The 18,495-nt window shown below is 59.6% G+C and carries 17 protein-coding genes; 13 read left to right on the forward strand and 4 right to left on the reverse strand.

The features are described from left to right. The first annotated feature begins 194 nt into the window (after positions 1-194). A complete protein-coding gene (locus tag ACMG4M_RS06850) occupies positions 195-1,784 on the forward strand; it encodes an ABC-F family ATPase (RefSeq protein ID WP_414430996.1) in 1,590 nt (529 codons plus the stop codon). A 97-nt stretch (positions 1,785-1,881) separates the two neighbouring features. Here the strand turns inward: ACMG4M_RS06850 and ACMG4M_RS06855 are convergent, their stop codons facing one another. Beyond that, positions 1,882-2,478 carry a GNAT family N-acetyltransferase gene (locus ACMG4M_RS06855; RefSeq protein WP_272962399.1) on the reverse strand — a complete coding sequence of 199 codons (597 nt, stop codon included), beginning with the start codon at positions 2,476-2,478 and terminating at the stop codon, positions 1,882-1,884. 192 nt (positions 2,479-2,670) lie between these two features. Between ACMG4M_RS06855 and ACMG4M_RS06860 the strand changes: the two genes are divergently transcribed. From ACMG4M_RS06860 to ACMG4M_RS06890, 7 genes are all read left to right on the forward strand, one after another. Beyond that, positions 2,671-3,549 (forward strand): branched-chain amino acid ABC transporter permease, encoded by an 879-nt coding sequence (locus ACMG4M_RS06860; protein WP_272962400.1) that lies wholly within the window; start codon positions 2,671-2,673, stop codon positions 3,547-3,549. Between the two features lie 3 nt (positions 3,550-3,552). Further along, positions 3,553-4,650 carry a branched-chain amino acid ABC transporter permease gene (locus ACMG4M_RS06865; RefSeq protein WP_272962401.1) on the forward strand — a complete coding sequence of 366 codons (1,098 nt, stop codon included), beginning with the start codon at positions 3,553-3,555 and terminating at the stop codon, positions 4,648-4,650. Then, positions 4,647-5,417 (forward strand): ABC transporter ATP-binding protein, encoded by a 771-nt coding sequence (locus ACMG4M_RS06870; protein ID WP_414430997.1) that lies wholly within the window; start codon positions 4,647-4,649, stop codon positions 5,415-5,417. The genes ACMG4M_RS06865 and ACMG4M_RS06870 overlap by 4 nt, the downstream gene beginning before the upstream one ends. Then, a complete protein-coding gene (locus tag ACMG4M_RS06875; RefSeq protein WP_414430998.1) occupies positions 5,414-6,217 on the forward strand; it encodes an ABC transporter ATP-binding protein in 804 nt (267 codons plus the stop codon). Before ACMG4M_RS06870 ends, ACMG4M_RS06875 begins: the two co-directional genes overlap by 4 nt. Next, positions 6,217-8,031 (forward strand): AMP-dependent synthetase/ligase, encoded by a 1,815-nt coding sequence (locus tag ACMG4M_RS06880; protein ID WP_414430999.1) that lies wholly within the window; start codon positions 6,217-6,219, stop codon positions 8,029-8,031. The genes ACMG4M_RS06875 and ACMG4M_RS06880 overlap by 1 nt, the downstream gene beginning before the upstream one ends. 26 nt (positions 8,032-8,057) lie before the next feature. After that, on the forward strand, positions 8,058-9,251 hold the full coding sequence (locus ACMG4M_RS06885; RefSeq protein WP_414431000.1) for an ABC transporter substrate-binding protein: 1,194 nt from the start codon (positions 8,058-8,060) through the stop codon (positions 9,249-9,251). Positions 9,252-9,406: 155 nt separating this feature from the next. Further along, the gene (locus tag ACMG4M_RS06890) at positions 9,407-10,258 is read left to right on the forward strand and encodes an ion transporter (RefSeq protein WP_414431001.1); all 852 of its coding nucleotides are present in this window, start codon (positions 9,407-9,409) and stop codon (positions 10,256-10,258) included. Positions 10,259-10,462: 204 nt separating this feature from the next. Here ACMG4M_RS06890 and ACMG4M_RS06895 read toward each other — a convergent pair whose 3' ends face one another. Next, positions 10,463-11,161, reverse strand: a complete 699-nt coding sequence (locus ACMG4M_RS06895) for a pirin family protein (RefSeq protein ID WP_414431002.1) — start codon at positions 11,159-11,161, stop codon at positions 10,463-10,465. 338 nt (positions 11,162-11,499) lie between these two features. Here ACMG4M_RS06895 and ACMG4M_RS06900 point away from each other — a divergent pair, with 338 nt between their 5' ends. The 4 genes from ACMG4M_RS06900 to ACMG4M_RS06915 all read left to right on the forward strand — a co-directional run bounded on the left by ACMG4M_RS06900 (position 11,500) and on the right by ACMG4M_RS06915 (position 13,579). Continuing rightward, positions 11,500-11,859 (forward strand): SRPBCC domain-containing protein, encoded by a 360-nt coding sequence (locus ACMG4M_RS06900; protein WP_414431003.1) that lies wholly within the window; start codon positions 11,500-11,502, stop codon positions 11,857-11,859. Between the two features lie 86 nt (positions 11,860-11,945). Further along, complete coding sequence (locus tag ACMG4M_RS06905; RefSeq protein WP_414431004.1) at positions 11,946-12,158, forward strand: hypothetical protein; 213 nt, start codon at positions 11,946-11,948, stop codon at positions 12,156-12,158. 74 nt (positions 12,159-12,232) lie between these two features. Next, complete coding sequence (locus ACMG4M_RS06910) at positions 12,233-12,367, forward strand: hypothetical protein (protein ID WP_414431005.1); 135 nt, start codon at positions 12,233-12,235, stop codon at positions 12,365-12,367. A 147-nt stretch (positions 12,368-12,514) separates the two neighbouring features. Next, on the forward strand, positions 12,515-13,579 hold the full coding sequence (locus tag ACMG4M_RS06915) for an NAD-dependent epimerase/dehydratase family protein (protein ID WP_414431006.1): 1,065 nt from the start codon (positions 12,515-12,517) through the stop codon (positions 13,577-13,579). 221 nt (positions 13,580-13,800) lie between these two features. Here the strand turns inward: ACMG4M_RS06915 and ACMG4M_RS06920 are convergent, their stop codons facing one another. Both ACMG4M_RS06920 and ACMG4M_RS06925 read right to left on the reverse strand, forming a co-directional pair. Further along, the gene (locus ACMG4M_RS06920; protein ID WP_414431007.1) at positions 13,801-15,000 is read right to left on the reverse strand and encodes a fatty acid desaturase family protein; all 1,200 of its coding nucleotides are present in this window, start codon (positions 14,998-15,000) and stop codon (positions 13,801-13,803) included. A gap of 10 nt (positions 15,001-15,010) precedes the next feature. Beyond that, positions 15,011-16,129 carry a ferredoxin reductase gene (locus tag ACMG4M_RS06925; RefSeq protein ID WP_414431008.1) on the reverse strand — a complete coding sequence of 373 codons (1,119 nt, stop codon included), beginning with the start codon at positions 16,127-16,129 and terminating at the stop codon, positions 15,011-15,013. Between the two features lie 454 nt (positions 16,130-16,583). On the opposite strand from ACMG4M_RS06925, the gene dbpA reads away from it, so the two are divergent. After that, positions 16,584-17,963 carry an ATP-dependent RNA helicase DbpA gene (gene dbpA / locus ACMG4M_RS06930; RefSeq protein ID WP_414431009.1) on the forward strand — a complete coding sequence of 460 codons (1,380 nt, stop codon included), beginning with the start codon at positions 16,584-16,586 and terminating at the stop codon, positions 17,961-17,963. Positions 17,964-18,495 lie beyond the last annotated feature (532 nt).

Below are 18,495 nucleotides of genomic sequence, written 5' to 3' on the forward strand. Positions count from 1 at the left end.
GGTGTCTGAGCCAATCCAACGCCGGGTGGTGCAGTTCGCCTTAGGCTCAGTGCACCCTACACTCGCTTCTGGCTCTGTCCCGGAGGCGACCGCTGTGCGACAATGCGCGCGCTTCGCGCACTCCTACGCCGCTGGCCCTCTTGATTTCGACGGTCGTCAGCCGCGCTTTTCGCTTTTCCAACCGGTACAAAACATTGCTCACAACCGCCAACCTCACCATGCAGTTCGGTGCCAAGCCGCTGTTTGAAAACGTGTCCGTTAAATTCGGCAACGGCAACCGCTACGGCCTGATCGGCGCCAACGGCTGCGGCAAATCCACCTTTATGAAGATTCTCGGGGGTGACCTGGAGCCGTCCGCCGGCAATGTGTCCAAGGACCCGGACGAGCGCATCGGCAAGCTGCGCCAGGATCAGTTCGCCTACGAGCAATACTCGGTGGTGGATACCGTGATCATGGGCAACGAGGAGTTGTGGAAGATCAAGGAAGAGCGCGACGGCATCTACGCCAAGGCGGAAATGAGCGAGGAAGACGGCATCCGCGCCGGTGAGCTGGAAGCGGAATTCGCCGAGCTGGACGGCTACACCGCCGAATCGCGCGCCGGTGAACTGTTGCTGGGTCTGGATATTCCGGTGGAGCAGCACTTCGGCCCAATGAGCGAAATCGCCCCCGGCTGGAAGCTGCGTGTGCTGTTGGCCCAGGCCCTGTTCGCCGACCCGGAAATCATGTTGCTGGATGAGCCCACCAACAACCTGGACATCAATACCATCCGCTGGCTGGAAGAGGTTCTCAACCAGCGCCAGTGCACCATGGTCATCATTTCCCACGATCGCCACTTCCTCAACAGCGTCTGCACCCATATGGCAGATCTGGATTACGGCGAGGTGCGCCTCTACCCGGGCAACTATGATGAATACATGACCGCGGCCACCCAGGCCCGCGAGCGCCTGCATTCGGACAATGCCAAGAAGAAACAGCAGATCGCCGAGCTGAAAACCTTCGTCAGCCGCTTTAGCGCCAACGCCTCCAAGTCCAAGCAGGCCACCAGCCGCGCCAAGCAGATCGACAAGATCAAGCTGGATGAAGTGAAACCCTCCAGCCGTCAGAACCCTTACATCATTTTCGAGCAGGACAAGAAGTTGTTCCGCAACGCGCTGGAAGTGAAAGGCCTGGCCAAGACTTTTGACCAGGAACTGTTTTCCGGCCTGGACCTGCGTGTGGAAGTGGGCGAGCGCATCGCCATTATCGGCCCCAACGGTATCGGCAAATCCACCCTGCTGCGCTGTCTGGTGGGGGAGCTGGATCCTACCGCCGGGGAAGTGAAATGGTCCGAGAACAGTGAGCGGGGCTATTACGCTCAGGATCACGCCCGCGACTTTGCCGACGATATGGACCTGTTTGCCTGGATGAACCAGTGGGGTCAGGAAAAGGATGATGAACAGGTCATCCGGGGCACCTTGGGGCGGCTGCTGTTTTCCCAGAAAGATATCGGTAAATCCGTGAAGGTGATCTCCGGGGGCGAGCAGGGGCGTATGTTGTTCGGCAAGATCATGCTGCAACGGCCCAACATTCTGCTGCTGGATGAGCCCACCAACCACATGGACATGGAATGCATCGAGTCCTTGAACCTGGCGCTGGAAAACTACCCGGGTACCTTGCTGTTCGTCAGCCACGACCGGGAATTCGTGTCCTCCCTGGCCACCCGGATCATTGAAATCACTCCCACCGGTATCGTCGACTTCCACGGTAGCTACGACGATTACCTGAAAAGTCAGGGCGTAGGCTGAACCCGGCTTTCCCTCCGTTGGAGCCATGCTCGCATGGCGAATCAGGCAGGCCGGTTCGCTTTGTGAACAAAGCTCCAACGGCGAGGGACGTTCCTCGCTAGCGGTTTCCCCGCACCATCGCCCAGTGCCGCACCTCCGTTCCCGGCATCAGCGCCTCATGCACCACCTCAAACCCGAAGCGCCGGTACAGAGACACATTGTCCGGGTTATGGGTATCCAGATAGGCAGACAGTCCTTCCCGATCCAGCCGGTCCAGCGTTGGCTGCAACAGCCGTGTGGCCAGCCCCTGGCCCTGCTTCTGCGGGTCAATCCCCAGCAATAACAGGTAGGCGTGAGGCTTTTGCATCAGCGCGTCATGCACCTTTTGCATGGCATCACCGGCATCCAGCTGCCGTTTCACCGCCGCCGGTCCCTGGCGCAACATGGGCAGGGCACCAAAGCGCACCATATCCAGCACACTGCGATGCAATGCCTGGGATGGCAGCCACACGGCAGCCCCGTCCACGGATCCCGGCGTGGTGCAGATTTCTCCCCGGTGGTGCGCATGGAGGGCCAGGAAGCGAAAGGTATGATGCGACAACGCCTGGCGGCGCTGGTCATCCGGAAAGAAATAAGTGAAAAGCGGATCCTGATAAAACGCCCGACCGAGAACCCGGGCAATGTCATCAATGCGATGGCGATCATTTACATTCATGGTGTACTGAGGTCTGCTGGATGACAGCCAAGCATACCGGAAGTGGCGGAGAATGCAGGAGCAGGAAGTCCCTTCAATCTCATTCTGATCCTGTTACATTTTACATACTGGTGAGAATGTCGGACTTCCGCTAGGCTCGGGTCGATTGAATAAAAAAGCAACAGAATAATAACCCCCCGGGAGAGAGGGACCATGGATATACTCCAGCTGCTGGTCAGCGGGATTGCCAATGGCTGTATTTACGGGCTGTTGGCACTGGGTTTTGTATTGATCTACAAGGCATCCGAAGCGGTCAACTTCGCCCAGGGCGACATGATGATGCTGGGGGCCTTTCTCGGCGTTACCTTCATCAACACCAGCTATGCGGATCTGCCTTTTCTGGTCGGCATTACGCTGGCGGCGTTGATCCTCGGCCTGTTCGGCTACCTCCTCGATCGTTTCGTGTTGCGCGCCATCTTCGGGCAGCCGCAATTCGCCATGGTGATTCTTACCATCGCGCTGGGCTTTCTGATCCGCTTCGTGGCCGGGGTGATCTGGGGCCATGATCCTACCTCCCTGGAAACGCCCTTTATCGGCCTGGTCTGGACGGTGGGAGAACTGATGATCCCGGTGGTGGATGCGGTGATCATCATTACCACCGTGGCGCTTACCGCCATTCTCTACTTCTTCTTTGCCCGCACCCGGCTTGGCGTGGCCATGCAGGCCAGCAGCCAGAACCAGATGGCAGCCTACTACATGGGCATCCCGGTGAAGCGTATCAACGCCATTGTATGGGCCCTGTCCGGGGTGGTGGCGGCGATTGCCGGGGTCATGTTTGCCGCCAAGGGCGCCGTGGAGCCTTCTGTGGGGCTGCTGTTCGGCATCAAGGCGTTTGCCGCAGCGGTCATCGGCGGGCTGGGTTCCTTGCCCGGGGCGCTGCTGGGCGGCCTGCTGGTGGGCATCGTGGAGCCTTTCGCCGGTCGCTATCTGCCTTCCGGCGTCGGCCAGATTGCCCCCTATGTGTTGATGTTGCTGGTGCTGATCCTGCGCCCCGGCGGCCTGTTCGCGCAGATCAGCCAGAAGAAGGTGTAGGCCATGAGCAACCGATTCAAAAGCCGTTACGACGACGATATCAATCTGTTTGAAGGGCGCTGGCACCTGGCTCAGTACGCCATCCTCATGGCATTGCTGGTGGCCGCCCCCTGGCTGCTTGGCACCTATTATCTGGGCGAGCTCACTGCTGTGCTGGTGTGGTCCCTGGCGGGGTTGGGGCTGATGCTGATCAGCGGCCATACCGGCCAGGTCAGCCTGGGGCATGCGGCCTTTATGGCCATTGGTGCCTTTACCAATCTGGCGCTGATGTTACGCGGTTGGCATTTTATTCCTGCCTTGCTGGCCAGCGCGGTCACCTCCGGTGTGATCGGCGCCATCATCTCCCGGCCGATCCTGCGCATGAGTGGTATCTACCTGGCCATCGCCACCCTGGCGTTGAGTATTATTATCGAGGACGTGGCGATTATCGCCGAGCCGATTACCGGCGGGGTCGCCGGGGTATTTGCCCCGCCCATTGCCTTGTTCGGCATGGAGATCGACCGCTATGCCACTCCGGAAGCCTTCTACTATCTGTGCCTGGCAGTGCTGGTGCTGGTCACCCTGGGTTATCTGAACCTGCTGCGCAGTGCCTCCGGCCGTTCCTTCCTGGCCGTGCGTGACAGTGAAGTGTCCGCCCGGGCGCTGGGGGTCAATGTGGCCCGCGCCAAGACCCTGTCATTCAGCCTGTCCTGCGCCATCACCGGTTTGGCCGGGGCGCTCTATGCCCATCTGGCCCAGGCGGTGAATTACGAAAGCTTCCTGGTGCTGATTTCCATCACTCTGTTGCTGCAGGTGGTGATCGGCGGGCTGGGCTCGGTGCACGGCGCCTTCTTCGGCGCCATTGTGGTGGTGCTGCTGCCCCAGCTGATCGCCATCGCCCGGGATTTTCTCGATAACGCCGCCGGCATCAAGATCGCCGCCTACCCGGGCATGGACACCGCCCTGTTTGCACTGCTGATTCTGCTCATGGTGATTTACGAACCGCGCGGGCTCTACGGCGTCTGGTTCAAGGTGCGCACCTGGCTGCAGCTGTTTCCGCTGTATCGCAAGGGCATGTTCCGCCGCACCCGTACTTACCTGAAAACGGAGCGCCAACGATGAGTCTGTTACAGGTAAAGGATCTCTCCATTTCCTTCGGCGGCGTGAAAGCGGTGGATGGCGTCAGCTTCACCGTGGAGCCCGGCGAAGTGTTCACCCTGGTTGGCCCCAACGGGGCAGGCAAATCCACCATCTTCAATCTGATCAGTCGCCTCTACGAACCGAGCGCCGGACAGATTGTATTCGATGGTCAGGACATTACCGGCCTGCCGGCTCACAAGGTGGCGGGGCTGGGTATCGCTCGTACCTTCCAGAATATCGAGCTGTTCGATCACTCCTCGGTACTGCAGAACCTGTTGATCGGTCGTCATTGCCGCCGCAATACCCGCTGGTTCGAGGAGCTGTTGTTCCTGCCCAAGGTAAGGCGCAGTGAACGGCAGCATCGTCTGTTGGTGGAAGAGGTGATCGACTTCCTCGACCTGGCCGCCTACCGGGACAAGCTGATTGCCGGACTGCCTTACGGGGTGCGCAAGGTAGTGGAAATCGCCCGGGCCCTGTCCAGCGAGCCGACGCTGATCCTGCTCGATGAGCCGGCCTCCGGCCTGAGCGTGGAAGAAACCCAGAACATGGCCTGGTGGATTGAGGACATGCAGAAAGATCTGGGCCTGACGGTACTGATGGTCGAGCACGACATGAGCCTGGTATCGCGGGTGTCCAACCGGGTGCTGGCGGTCTCGGAAGGCCGACCACTGGCTATGGGCACGGCCGCCGAAGTGCAGGCGGATCCCAAGGTGATCGAAGCCTATCTGGGCACGGAGGCAACCTCATGAGTGCACTGCAGAAAGAAACCATGAATGATGCCCAGCCGCTGCTGCAGGTGAAAAACCTGGAAGCTTTCTACGGCCCGGTGATGGCCCTGCGCGGGGTGTCCATCGATGTATTCGAGGGCAAGGTGGTTGCCATTCTCGGCGCCAACGGCGCCGGCAAGACCACCCTGATGAAAACCATTTCCGGGGCACTGGCTCCGCGAAAGGGCAGCATTACCCTGGCCGGAGAAGCGATCCAGGGCCGCGAGCCGGATGCCCTGGTGCGCCAAGGCATTGCCCACGTACCGGAAGGCCGGGAAGTGTTTCCGTTTCTGACCGTGGAAGAAAACCTGGCCATGGGCGCCTACATCCGCCGCGACAAGGCGGGCATCCGCCAGGACATGGAAATGGTGTATGACTATTTCCCGATCCTGCTGGAGTGCCGCAACCAGCCTGCCGGTACCCTGTCTGGTGGCCAACAACAGATGCTGGCTATCGGTCGCGGGCTCATGTCTCGACCGTCGCTGATGTTGCTGGATGAGCCGTCCCTGGGGCTGTCGCCGCTGCTGGTGCAGGAAATCTTCGCCATCGTTCGTCGGCTCAACAAGGAGCAGGGCGTGACCCTGCTGCTGGTGGAACAGAACGCCCAGGTGGCGCTGAACACGGCGGACCATGGCTATGTGCTGGAAACCGGCCGTATCGTCATGGACGGTAGCGCCGAGGAGTTGCTCGCCAGCGACGATATTCGCGAGTTCTATCTGGGCCAGTCGGCGGGGGATGACCGACCGGAAAAACGCTGGAAACGAAAGAAGACCTGGCGCTGATGATGACAACAACCAACAACGCACCGACCCTTCTCCACGGTTGCGACACCGTGGTCAAACTGTGGCGCCAGCAATGCCTGGAACGGGGAGCGCAAATCGCGCACCGTGAAAAGGACCTGGGCATCTGGCAGAGCTACAGCTGGCAGGACTATTACGAAAAGGCCCGCGCCATCGGCGTGGCGCTGTTGTCTCTGGGCCTGGAACGGGGTCAGCCGGTCTCCATTCTCAGTGAAGACAACAAGGAGTGGATCTACTGCGATCTGGGTATTGCCGGGGCTGGCGGCATCAGCAATGGCGTCTATACCACTGACAGCGCCGAGCAGCTGGCCTACCTGGTTAACGACAGTGGTTCCGCTTTTCTGTTTGTGGAAAACGACGAACAGCTGGACAAGTACCTGACCGTGCGTGACCAGGTGCCCACCCTGAAAAAAGTCATCGTGTTCGATCGCAAGGGCCTGCGGGATTTCAACGATCCCATGGTCATGTTTCTGGATGAACTGTACGCCCTGGGCGAACAGATCCCCGATGCGGAAGCCCAGTTTAGCGCCAGCATTGCGCAAAGTGAGCCCGATGATATCCGCATGCTGATCTACACCTCCGGCACCACCGGTGCCCCCAAGGGTGCCATGATCAGTCACCGCAATGTGCTGTTCCAGCTGGCCGCCGGCGAGCAAGTGCTGGAGGCCCATGAAGACGACGACCAGCTCTGCTTCCTGCCCCTGTGTCATATTCTGGAACGGCTGGTGTCGGTGGAGGTGCCCATCTACAAGGGCTGTACCGTGAACTTTGCGGAAAGCCCGGAAACCGTATTCGAGAACCTGCGCGAAGTGTCGCCCAATACTTTCGCCGCCGTGCCGCGACTCTGGGAAAAAATCTATAGCTCCATGATGACCCTGCGAGATGAAGCCACCGGTTTCGGCCGCTGGTGTTTCGACCGGGCTCTTGCCGCCGGGGATTGCTGGCACTGTGAGCGCAAACGCTCACCGTTTTCCTGGCTGCATTACCAGTTCTGGAATCTGCTGGTGCTGCGCAATGTACGCGACCTGATCGGCATGGCCCGTCTGCGTCGGGGCACTACCGGCGCGGCGCCGATCTCGCCAGACCTGATTCGCTGGTTCCAGGCCCTGGGCGTGCCGCTCTATGAAGGCTACGGCATGACCGAAACCACCGGGGTGGTATCGCTCAACAGCAAGGACCGGTCCCAGGTCGGTTCCGTGGGCGAGCCGCTACCGGGTACCGAGGTACGGATTGCCGACAACGGCGAAGTGCTGGTGCGTGGCGACCATGTGTTTGCCGGTTACTGGCGCAAGCCGGAAAAAACCGCCGAGGACATCCGCGACGGCTGGCTGCACACCGGCGATGTAGGGCGTCTGGAAGACGGCATGCTCACCATCACCGGCCGTTTGAAAGACATCATCATCACTGCCGGCGGCAAGAATATCACGCCGGCGGAAATCGAAAGTCGGATGAAGTTTTCCCCGTATATTTCTGATGCCGTGGTGATTGGTGATCAGCGCAAGTATCTCACCTGCCTGATCATGATCGATCAGGAAAACGTGGAGAAATATGCCCAGGACCGCCAGGTGCCGTTTTCCAACTTCGCCTCCCTGTGTCGTGCCAAAGAGGTTGTGGACCTGATCGACAGCATCATTACCGATGTGAACAAACAGTTCGCCCAGGTGGAACAGATCAAGTATTTCCGCCTGATCGACGTGCTGCTCACCGCCGAAGATGAGGAGTTGACTGCCACCATGAAGCTGAAGCGTTCCTTCGTGGAGAAAAAACACAAGCACCTGATTGATTCCATGTACTGACAATGAACTCGAGAGGAGAGTGCATCATGAAGAAGCTTTGCCTGGCGGCTCTCGCCGCAGCCACCCTGATCGGGTGCAGTGATAACAAGGAAGAAGAGAGCGCCGCCGCCGAGTCGGTGCGTGGCGTCAGTGATACCGAAATCAAACTGGGTGGCATGCACGATTTGTCCGGCGTGTTTGCGGCGTTTTCGTCACCGGCGGTGCAGGTGGCCAACGACATGTTTGCCGAAGTGAATGCCGAAGGCGGTATTCATGGGCGCAAGATTCGTTACATCGTCGAGGATCATGCCTACCAGGTGCCCAAGGCCACCCAGGCCACCAACAAGCTGATTAGCCGCGATGAAATCTTCGCCATGGTGATGAGCCTGGGCACCCCCCATAACCTGGCTGCTTTCCCTCTGATGGACCGCAATAACGTGCCCAGCATTCTTCCCCTGGCCCTGTCCCGGCAGATGGAAGAAGAGGGCGACTTTTCCCATCGTTTCGTTTTCGGTCCCAGCTACCACGAAGGGGTACTGAAAGGTGTTAACTGGATGACCGATGAGTACGGCATCGAGAAAATCTGTGTGATGTACATCCCCTCGGATTTCGGCGAGGAAGTGAACCAGGCCATCACCGATGCTGCCGCCGGCAAAGATACCCTGACCCTGGCGGAAAGCACCTCTCACCGTCCGGACGAGAGCGATTTCACCGGCACCCTGGCGCGCCTGAAGGATGCCGGCTGTCAGCTGGTCGCAGTGGCCCTGCCGGTTAGGCCTATCATTTCCGTGGTGGCTACCGCCAAGGAAATGGGTTGGGATGATGTGAAATTCGTGGTCTCCCAGGCCGGCTTCCATTCCGCAGTGGCGGCGGCGCCCGGCGGTGTCACAGAAGGACTCTACGGTGTCTCCCCCTGGCAGGATATTGTCAGCCGCATGAAGGATGTGCCGGAAGCGAAACAATGGGCAGATGAGTACCAGGCGCAGTATGGCTCGGTACCCAGCGGTGGTGCGGTGCTGGGTCGTGTCGGTGCCATGGTAACCATCGAGGCGCTGCGCAAGGCCGGTCCGGACCTGACTACCGATTCTTTCCTGGCAGCCATGGAGTCCCTGGACTTCAGCGACCCGGTCACCGGGGTGGATATCAAGATGAGCGCCACCAATCACCGTGCCGGTAACGATATGATTCTCTCCAAAGTCACCGACGGTGTCTGGGAGCCTGTGGTGACCCTGGAAGACTGACCGGGCACCTTCCCGTTGGAGCTTTGCTCGCAAAGCGAAAGGCCCGGGGTCTGATCCCGGCTTTTCGCCATGCAAGCATGGCTCCAACGGACTCTATCAACCCTCCCTGCCGTATCAGGTATACTCGCGCCTCCTGGATTATTCGGTGATTGTCCATGCAGGCCTCTTCAACGTCCGTATCCCCCGATGGCTGGCGACAGCGCTTGGCCTCCTGGCTCAATACCTCAATGTTTGGTAACACCATTACCGCGTTGATCCTTCTCAATGCGATTATTCTGGGTGTGGAGACCTCCGCGGTGGCACAGGAGCGGGCAGGGCAGTGGTTAAACCTGCTTAACCAGATAGTGCTGGCGGTCTTCGTTCTGGAAATCGTGCTCAAGCTGGTCGCCTTCGGGCCGCGCTTTTTCCGCTCCGGCTGGAATGTGTTCGACTTTCTTATCGTCGCCATTTCCCTGGCGCCGGCGTCCGGGCCCCTGGCGATCCTGCGGAGCCTGCGTATCTTGCGGGTGCTGCGGTTGCTGTCATCGGTAAAACGGCTACGCATGCTGGTGGAATCCCTGATGCAGGCGTTGCCCGGCATCGGCTGGACCGCTGCGCTGTTGCTGATGATGTTCTACATCTTTGCGGTAATGGGTACCGAGCTGTTTGGTGAGGCCTTCCCGCAGTGGTTCGGCACCCTGGGGGCGAGTATTTACAGTCTGTTCCAGATCATGACCCTGGAAAGCTGGTCCATGGGTATTGCCCGGCCGGTGATGGCCGTCTATCCCATGGCCTGGATCTTCTTCGTACCGTTCATCCTGATTTCCAGCTTCATGGTGCTGAACCTGTTCATCGCCATCATCGTCAGCGCCACCCAGGAAGTGCACGAGAGCGAACAGCGCGCCGAACGGGACGCCAACAACCAGATCGCCCACGACGAGCGCCAGGAAATGCTCTACCTGATGCGCACCATGCATGAAAAGATTGCTTCACTGGAAACAGCGCTGCAGAAAAAGCCGGATCAGTAATGGAATGAGCTAGCCACTGGCTGACTTTGTTGGAGCCTTGCTTGCAAGGCGAAAGGCCCGGAAACGCTCCGGGCCTTTTTGTGGGCAGGTAGGGTGGATTAGCCGCAGGCGTTATCCACCCTGTCGTTTGGCAGAGTTGGGTGACAACAAGGAAGGTGGATTACGCTTGAGGCTAATCCACCCTACGCATCGATTACCTCCTCCCTAGACGGTTTCCACCAGCACGATCTCGCTGTCCGCTTCTGCCACCACAGACAGCCGGGCTTCGTCACTGATGGCCAGGCCATCGCCGGTTTCGGCCAGCACCCCATTCACCCGTACCCGTCCCTTGGCAGGCACCAGGTAGACCTTGCGAGCCGGGTCGAGCACATACTCGATGTCCTGACCATGGCTCAGCGTGGCCGCGACCACCCGTGCATCCGCCTGAATCGGCAGGGCGTCCGTGTCTTGCGGGTAACCACTGGCCAGCACCTCGAAGTGGCCGTCGCGAGAGGCCTTCGGGAACGGCTTACTGCCCCAGGTGGGCGGCAGCCCGGTGGCGTTGGGAATGATCCAGATCTGGAAGATCTGTGTCTCCGTGTCTTCCCGGTTGTACTCGCTGTGGGTGATCCCGGTACCGGCTGACATCACCTGCACATCCCCGGCTTCGGTGCGGCCACTGTTACCCAGGCTGTCCTGGTGAGTGATCGCTCCCTTGCGCACATAGGTGATGATTTCCATCTCACGGTGGGAATGCGGTGGGAAGCCGGTGTGCGGCGCGATGGTGTCATCGTTCCACACCCGCAGATCACCCCAATGCACCCTTGCCGGGTCATGGTAGTTGGCAAAGGAAAAGTGATGTCGAGTGTCCAGCCAGCCGTACCGGGCATGGCCCAGTTCGTTACGTGTGCGAAGCTCGATCATGGCGTCCTCCTGTAACAGGCTCCATTGCCTGTCCGTCGATGGAGTGACTATATGATCAGAGTGGCTGATTAAAAACGGGTTATTTTTGTGTAATATAATCAATTTAATTGATGTTATGGGCGATTTCAGGATGGCATTCCCGGCAAACGATAAACCGGCACTTGCTGTCGAATGATGGCTGCCACATTCGATAAGAGGGTGCCTCCTCCAAGAACGCAGGCATCGCAGCCAACCAGGAGAATCACCATGTCTGGAAATACCGTCCTCCTTCATCGCGTCCTGCGCGCCAGCCCTGATCGTGTCTACCGTGCCTTTCTCGATGCCGATGCCATGGTCAAATGGCTGCCGCCCATGGTTTTACCGGCAAGATCCATGAAATGGACGCCCGCGAAGGAGGCGGTTATCGCATGTCATTCACCAACTTCACCACCGGCAAAAGCCATTCCTTCAGCGTCCGTTACCTGCAGCTGAAACCCAACGAACTGATTCGTCACACCGACCAGTTTGATGACCCAAACCTGCCCGGTGAAATGCAGGTAACCATCACGTTGAAAGAGGTGCTGTGTGGTACCGAGCTGACCATCAACCAGGAAGGGGTGCCGGAGGTGATACCGGTGGAATTCTGCTATCAGGGCTGGCAGGAATCCCTGCAGATGCTGGCGCAACTGGTGACACCGGAAATAACGGACGAGGGATGATGGATCCTGCCACTGGTCTGTTCACGCGCGGAGGAGGGTGATGGTGTAGAGTTGCCGGACCAACACGTTTCAACGTCGGAGTGACCATGTCCAATTCGCCACAACAATGGTTGCAGGCCTTCACCGGGGGCTTCATTGCCACCCTGCTGTTTCATCAAGGGGTACTCGGATTGTTTTGGCTGGCGGGGATGATTCCTGCTGCGCCCTGGAACATGACACCGGTGCCGCCGCTGGGTATTCCCCAGGTACTGTCGCTGGCCTTCTGGGGCGGTGTCTGGGGGCTCCCGTCTGGTGGCTGATCCGCCGCTGGCAGGGTATACGGCACTGGCTCGGTGCGCTGATCATCGGCGCCATCGGCCCGACACTGGTGGCCATGCTGCTGGTGTTTCCTCTGAAAGGGCTGGATGTGAACGCCACCAAGGTAGTCGGTGGCCTGATCGTCAATGGCGCCTGGGGGCTGGGACTCGCCGCCTGGATGTGGCTCAACCGGTCGCGCTGGCAGAATTGATCCTCTTTCCTCAGAACAGGCGCCAACGGCGCCTGTTTTCGTTGTGATTGCCTGTTGGCCGTGCCGCCAGGGAATGGCACGAACAGCCCTAGTCTTGTGTTGCCATCGTGGTAGCGTTGGCCTTCTTTTTATCGGCGGGAGCCAAGCATGCCCAGTAACACTCATACCGTGATGGTCACCGGCGCTTCCGGCTACATTGCCGGCTGGATCGTCAAATATCTGCTGGAAGCAGGCCATACCGTGCACGCTACGGTGCGTGATCCCAACAAGGCGAAGAGCGTTGATCACCTCAAGCGCATCGCCGACGCTGCCCCGGGCACCCTGAAACTGTTCAAGGCCGACCTGTTGGATGCCGAGAGCTTCGACGCGCCCATGCAGGGCTGCGACATCCTCATGCACACCGCTTCGCCGTTCGTGCTGGACGGCTTCACCGATGCCAACGAGGCGCTGGTGCGCCCGGCGGTGGAGGGCACTCGCAATGTGCTCAATGCGGCCAACCGCTGCGACACCCTCAAGCGTGTGGTGCTCACCAGCAGCGTGGCCTCGGTGTACGGGGATGCCACCGACATGAAAGGCAAAAGCGCCTTCACCGAAGCGGACTGGAATACCACCAGCAGCGTCGACCACAACCCCTACCAGTATTCCAAGGTGGCCGCTGAACGCGAAGCCTGGAAGATCCACGATGGCCAGGGTGGCAGTGTAGAAAGCCGCTGGGACCTGGTGACCATCAACCCGGGCATGGTCTATGGCCCCTCACTGACCAACGCCAGCAACTCCGCCAGCATTGGCACCCTGCTGGACATGGGGCGCGGCAAACTGAAAACCGGCGTGCCGGCGCTGGAGTACGGCATGGTGGATGTCCGTGAAGTGGCCCAGGCTCACCTGTTGGGTGCATTCAATCCGGAAGCAGAAGGGCGTTACATCCTGGTCAGCCAGTCCGTCTCCATGCTCGACATTGCTGGCATGCTGCGTAAGCAATTCGGCAAGCAATACCCCTTCCCGATGATGAAAGTACCGAAACCAGTGGTGTGGGCTGTCGGCCCGTTCATGGGCCCGGTCACCCGCAAGTTCATCAGCCGCAACGTGGGCTACCCGCTGCGCTTCGACAACAGCCGCAGCAAAGCGCTGGGCGTTAACTACCGCCCGGCGGCCGACACCCTGAAAGATCACTTCGATCAAGTGTTGGAAGACGGGCTGGTAAGACGGCGCTAAAAGCGGTGGCTTGCTGAAAGAACCTTGGCCTTGCGAGCAAGGCTCCAATAGCTCCTCTTGTCCGTTGGAGCTTTGCTCGCAAAGCGAAGGGTTGGATTCGGAAAAGCCTACTCCGATCACCAAAACGTAGGGTGGATTAGCCGAATGGCGTAATCCACCTTTTGAAGCGTTGGAGGGGAGGGGTGGATTACGCCTTCGGCTAATCCACCCTACGGTCTACCTCAGGACTGGCTGGCTTCCTCGCGGCGCGGCTCGTAGGGTTCGCCGCCGCCGGGGAAGGCCAGGCGCAGGTTGTTCAGCCAGGTGGTGCCGAACTGGCGGAACAGGGAGGCGCTGTTGTACGGAATGCCGTAGCGGTCAGCCAGCGCCCGTACCCGCGGTGCCACTTCCTTGTAGCGGTTGCTGCACATATCCGGGAACAGGTGATGCTCAATCTGGTGTGACAGGTTGCCGGACAGGATGTGGAACAGCTCGCTGCCCTCGATGTTGCAAGAGCCCAGCATCTGGCGCAGATACCAGCGACCACGGGTTTCGCCTTCCACCTGTTCCAGGGTGAAGTTGTGGGCCCCGGCGGGGAAGTGCCCGCAGAAGATAATGGTGAATGCCCAGATGTTGCGGATCAGGTTGGCCACCGCATTGGCACCGGCCACCATGCCGAACACCAGCAGGGGCGAGAAGGGCACAAAGAAGGAAATCGGAATTGCCACCAGCGCTGCCGCCAGCGGCCAGGCGATGTAATCCTTGGCCACTTGCCGCCATACCTTGTAGCCGATACGTTTTAACAGCGGCGTGAAGTCCTTCAGCTTGTTCTTGCCTTTCAGGTGGTCATCAATGGCCTGCTCATGAATGGCCACGCCTTCCTCAAATAACAGCATCAGCAGAATGAAATAGATCGGCTGCAACAGAAACGCCGGCTTCCACTTCTGCATGGGAGTCACCCGCATGATGCCGTAGCCCACATCCAGATCCTTTTCCAGCACATTGGTCCAGGTGTGGTGCACCACATTGTGCGAATGCATCCAGCGGTCCGACGGGCTCATAGTGTCCCATTCCCAGGTGTTGGACTGGATCTCCGGGTCCTTCATCCAGTCCCACTGGGCGTGCAGCACGTTATGGGCGATCTCCATGTTTTCCAGAATCTTGGCGATGCCGAGCGCGAATACGCCCAGGCCCATGATGGTGAGCGCCACCGGCCAGGTCGCCAGCGCGTGTCCCCAGGCGGGAATAAAAAACAGTGACAGGTAAATCACAAAGCGGGAGCTCACCGCCATGGTGCGCTGGGTCTTGATCACCTTGAGGATGTAGGCGCGATCCCGGTCGCCCCGGGAATCAAACACCTCGTTGCGAATGGCTTCCAGCTCGCGGCCGAATTCTTCGATCTGTTCATCGGTCAGGTCGACCGGGTATTGATGGGTTTTCATTATTCTTCCCTCACAAATCCAGTTCGCAGTCGCCGGCGGCGGCGCAGATGCAGGTCTGTACAATGCTGCCTGCCTCGTTCAGTACCTCACCGGTACGCAGGTCTCGCACACACCCGGATACCAGGGTGGTGTTGCAGGTATGGCAGATGCCCATGCGGCAGCCGTGGGGCGGGTTCATGCCTGCCTCTTCGGCCACTTTCAGCAGGGGCGTCTCGCTGTCGCCGTCCGCTTCTACATCGCTCTGGGCAAAGCGCACTCTGCCACCCACCGCATCGTCGGGAATGTCGGTAAAGGGTGCACGGAAGCGCTCCACATGGAGCTGGCGGCTACAGCCGGCGTCTTCCATGCATTGCTCAATGGCTTCCAGCAGGGAAGGGGGGCCGCAGGCATACACATCCCGTTCTTTCCAGTCCGGGCAGAGCGCATCCAGCTGGGCCGCCGAAAAGCGGTTGCGGTTGGGGTCGTCGCCCTCGCGGCTATACATCAGGTGCAAGTGATAGCGATCGTTGTAGCGATCCATCGCCTTCAATTCCTTGCCCAGCACCACATCAAACTCATGGGGTGCATAGTGAATATGGCAGGTGTCCGGTAGGCGACCCTGGGCAATCAGGCTGTTGATCATGCTGAACGCAGGCGTGATGCCGCTGCCCGCAGTAATGAACAGCGGCTGAATCGGCTGGGCATCCGGCAGATAGAAATCCCCCTGTGGCAGGCCGATGGGCAGGTAATCGCCCACCTTGATATTGCGCACGATGTGATGAGAGATGGTGCCCTTGTCGATGGCCTTTACGGTGATGGTAAAGCAGTCGTCTTCCCGCTCCGGCGGGGAGGAGATGGTGTAGGTGCGGGTGTAATGCTTGCCGTTGGCGGGAATCCCCACGCGCACATGCTGGCCTGCACGGTGGCCGCGCCAGTTCAAGCCGGGGCGTAGGGTAAGGGTGCGTGCATCCTTGGTTTCATCCCAGACTTTGACGACGCGGGCCTGCATCTTGTGAGTGGTCCACAGCGGGTTCACCAGCTCCAGGTAATGAGAGGTGCGCAAGGGCCAGGCGAAATAATCGGTGATAGTACTCAGGCGAGACCAGATGGAGGGTGATGCACCTGGCTCAGGCTGGGCGGGTTGACGCATAACGGTTCCTCGGTCGTTGTCATTATTTGAGGTGAAGCTCGCCTGGCGTGCCAGGCTGGCGGCGGGCAGCCGGGGCGGCTCGCCATAATCCGTTTTGTCACTGTTTTTGTAGCTGTCTCATGTCAGGTTCGGATTTCAGTATCCGCTTGTGCGGGGCGCTGTGACCAACCCCTTTTACCGAATCCCTACGCAATACCCATGCAGACACACAATCGAGGATAGCGCAGCAAGTGCACACCTTTATGTGTACAAGTGTTTACAAGACTAGAATGACATCGCCCTGCTTGTCTACCCTGTTTTTAATACCGGTACAGACCCGCCCCGTGGCGCCTTGCCAGCAACGCGAATAGCCGCCGTCCAGGCAGGTAAAAGTCAGCTCCCTCTGAAATCCATCGCCCCCGGCTCAACAGTTGGTACACTGCACGCCTGATTTCCTGCCACCCGGGCCCGTTACGTGACTGATACCCTGTTTTCTTCCTTGCCTCTCAGCGGCGACATGCTCGCCAACCTGGACACCCTGGGCTACACCGCCATGACGCCGGTGCAGGCGGCCAGCCTGCCGCCCCTGTTGCAGGGCCGGGATGTGATCGCCCAGGCCAGCACCGGTAGCGGCAAGACCGCCGCCTTCGGCATCGGCCTGCTGCACCCGTTGAACCTGCGCTATTACGGCTGCCAGGCACTGGTGCTGTGTCCCACCCGGGAGCTGGCAGATCAGGTGGCGGCGGAGATTCGGCGCCTGGCTCGCGGCGCCGGCAATATCAAGGTGCTCACCCTCTGTGGTGGCCAGCCCATTGGCCCGCAGATCGGCTCCCTGGAGCATGGCGCCCAGGTGGTGGTGGGCACCCCGGGGCGGATACTCAAGCATCTGAGCAAGGGCACACTCAGCCTCGAGGGCCTCAACACCCTGGTGCTGGATGAAGCGGACCGCATGCTCGACATGGGCTTCTTCGACGATATTGCCGAAGTGATTCGCCAGACCCCGGAACGCCGTCAGACCCTGCTGTTCTCCGCCACCTACCCGGCGGGCATCAAGCAACTGGCCGAAACCTTCATGCGCAACCCGGAACACGTTGAAGTGGAGGCGATGCACGACAACACCCGCATCGAGCAACGCTTCTATGAAGTGGAGCCCCTGCAACGCTACGAAGCCGTGGCCGACGCCATCGCTTGTTTCCGGCCCACCAGTTGCGTGGTGTTCTGCGTCACCAAGCAGCAGTGCCAGGACGTGGTCAGCCAGCTATGTCGGCAGCGATTGTCCGCCAGAGCGTTGAACAGCGACCTGGAACAGCGCGAACGCGACGAAGTGCTCACCCTGTTCGCCAACCGTAGTCTGTCAGTACTGGTGGCCACGGACGTGGCCGCACGGGGGCTGGATATCGACAGCCTGGACATGGTGATCAACGCGGAACTGTCCCACGATCCGCAGACCCACATTCACCGGGTCGGCCGCACCGGCCGGGCCGGGGAGAAGGGTCTTGCCATCAACCTGGTGGCCTCCCGCGAAAGCCGTCGGGCCATGGCCATCGAAGAACTGCAGGGCGAAAAACTCAACTGGCACCCGGTCTCCAGCCTCAAGCCCCGCGCCGGTGACACCATGCTGCCGCCCACGGTGACCCTGTGCATCGGTGCCGGCCGCAAGGACAAACTGCGACCCGGCGATATCCTGGGTGCCCTCACCGGCGACGCGGGTATCCCCGGCAACCAGGTGGGAAAGATTACTGTGACCGATTACCAGGCCTATGTGGCCATTGAACGGGATAGTGCCGACTTGGCGCTGCAGAGATTGATGAGCGGCAAGATCAAGGGCAAGAGCCGTCGGGTGAAGAAGCTTTAATCCGTTCGCCCTGTAGGAGCCCCACTCCATGGGCGAATCCACCCTCCCAGGCATCGGAAAGCAAGTCGCGAAACGTAGAGTTCATCGAGCCCCGGTGACGCTAGTGGTCACTGGAATCCGTTGTCCGCCAGGGCGCTTTACCCGCCCAGATGGGTTTTTCGGCAAGGCCCATTCGGGGGCGGTCATGGCTCGCCAGGCGCCGGCTTCCTGCAAATAAATCTGTATTTGCTTCTGTAGCCAGGCTGCTCGCAGTGTCCCAGAGGGATGCGTTGGCAGTGCCCCAGCTTATTCGAATCACTTTGAACGGACGCCTCGCTCCAGAGATAACGTGACTTTGCCGTATCCGGGAAACTGCGTTAACCACGCCTGGTTATCACGCCTGCGCGGGATTCAGGCTTGCCCGCATCATTCGCGGAGCTGTTCTTGACCCAGGTGGTGCCCATCATCCTCCTTTCTTATGTGAACATTGAACTGTGTCACACTTTAAGGGTATTGTTCGCTAATCTTATATTCTTATTTGGGCGCGAATGTC

This window comes from Alcanivorax sp. IL3 (assembly GCF_047495465.1).
GTDB classification, from domain to species: domain Bacteria; phylum Pseudomonadota; class Gammaproteobacteria; order Pseudomonadales; family Alcanivoracaceae; genus Alcanivorax; species Alcanivorax jadensis.

What these genes read in the sequence shown, in the direction of transcription:
- ACMG4M_RS06855 (WP_272962399.1), bottom strand. Translation starts at nt 2,478, where the DNA reads ATGAATGTAAATGATCGCCATCGCATTGATGACATTGCCCGGGTTCTC.
- ACMG4M_RS06860 (WP_272962400.1), top strand. Translation starts at nt 2,671, where the DNA reads ATGGATATACTCCAGCTGCTGGTCAGCGGGATTGCCAATGGCTGTATT.
- ACMG4M_RS06865 (WP_272962401.1), top strand. Translation starts at nt 3,553, where the DNA reads ATGAGCAACCGATTCAAAAGCCGTTACGACGACGATATCAATCTGTTT.
- ACMG4M_RS06870 (WP_414430997.1), top strand. Translation starts at nt 4,647, where the DNA reads ATGAGTCTGTTACAGGTAAAGGATCTCTCCATTTCCTTCGGCGGCGTG.
- ACMG4M_RS06875 (WP_414430998.1), top strand. Translation starts at nt 5,414, where the DNA reads ATGAGTGCACTGCAGAAAGAAACCATGAATGATGCCCAGCCGCTGCTG.
- ACMG4M_RS06880 (WP_414430999.1), top strand. Translation starts at nt 6,217, where the DNA reads ATGATGACAACAACCAACAACGCACCGACCCTTCTCCACGGTTGCGAC.
- ACMG4M_RS06885 (WP_414431000.1), top strand. Translation starts at nt 8,058, where the DNA reads ATGAAGAAGCTTTGCCTGGCGGCTCTCGCCGCAGCCACCCTGATCGGG.
- ACMG4M_RS06890 (WP_414431001.1), top strand. Translation starts at nt 9,407, where the DNA reads ATGCAGGCCTCTTCAACGTCCGTATCCCCCGATGGCTGGCGACAGCGC.
- ACMG4M_RS06895 (WP_414431002.1), bottom strand. Translation starts at nt 11,161, where the DNA reads ATGATCGAGCTTCGCACACGTAACGAACTGGGCCATGCCCGGTACGGC.
- ACMG4M_RS06900 (WP_414431003.1), top strand. Translation starts at nt 11,500, where the DNA reads ATGGCTGCCGCCCATGGTTTTACCGGCAAGATCCATGAAATGGACGCC.
- ACMG4M_RS06905 (WP_414431004.1), top strand. Translation starts at nt 11,946, where the DNA reads ATGTCCAATTCGCCACAACAATGGTTGCAGGCCTTCACCGGGGGCTTC.
- ACMG4M_RS06910 (WP_414431005.1), top strand. Translation starts at nt 12,233, where the DNA reads ATGCTGCTGGTGTTTCCTCTGAAAGGGCTGGATGTGAACGCCACCAAG.
- ACMG4M_RS06915 (WP_414431006.1), top strand. Translation starts at nt 12,515, where the DNA reads ATGCCCAGTAACACTCATACCGTGATGGTCACCGGCGCTTCCGGCTAC.
- ACMG4M_RS06920 (WP_414431007.1), bottom strand. Translation starts at nt 15,000, where the DNA reads ATGAAAACCCATCAATACCCGGTCGACCTGACCGATGAACAGATCGAA.
- ACMG4M_RS06925 (WP_414431008.1), bottom strand. Translation starts at nt 16,129, where the DNA reads ATGCGTCAACCCGCCCAGCCTGAGCCAGGTGCATCACCCTCCATCTGG.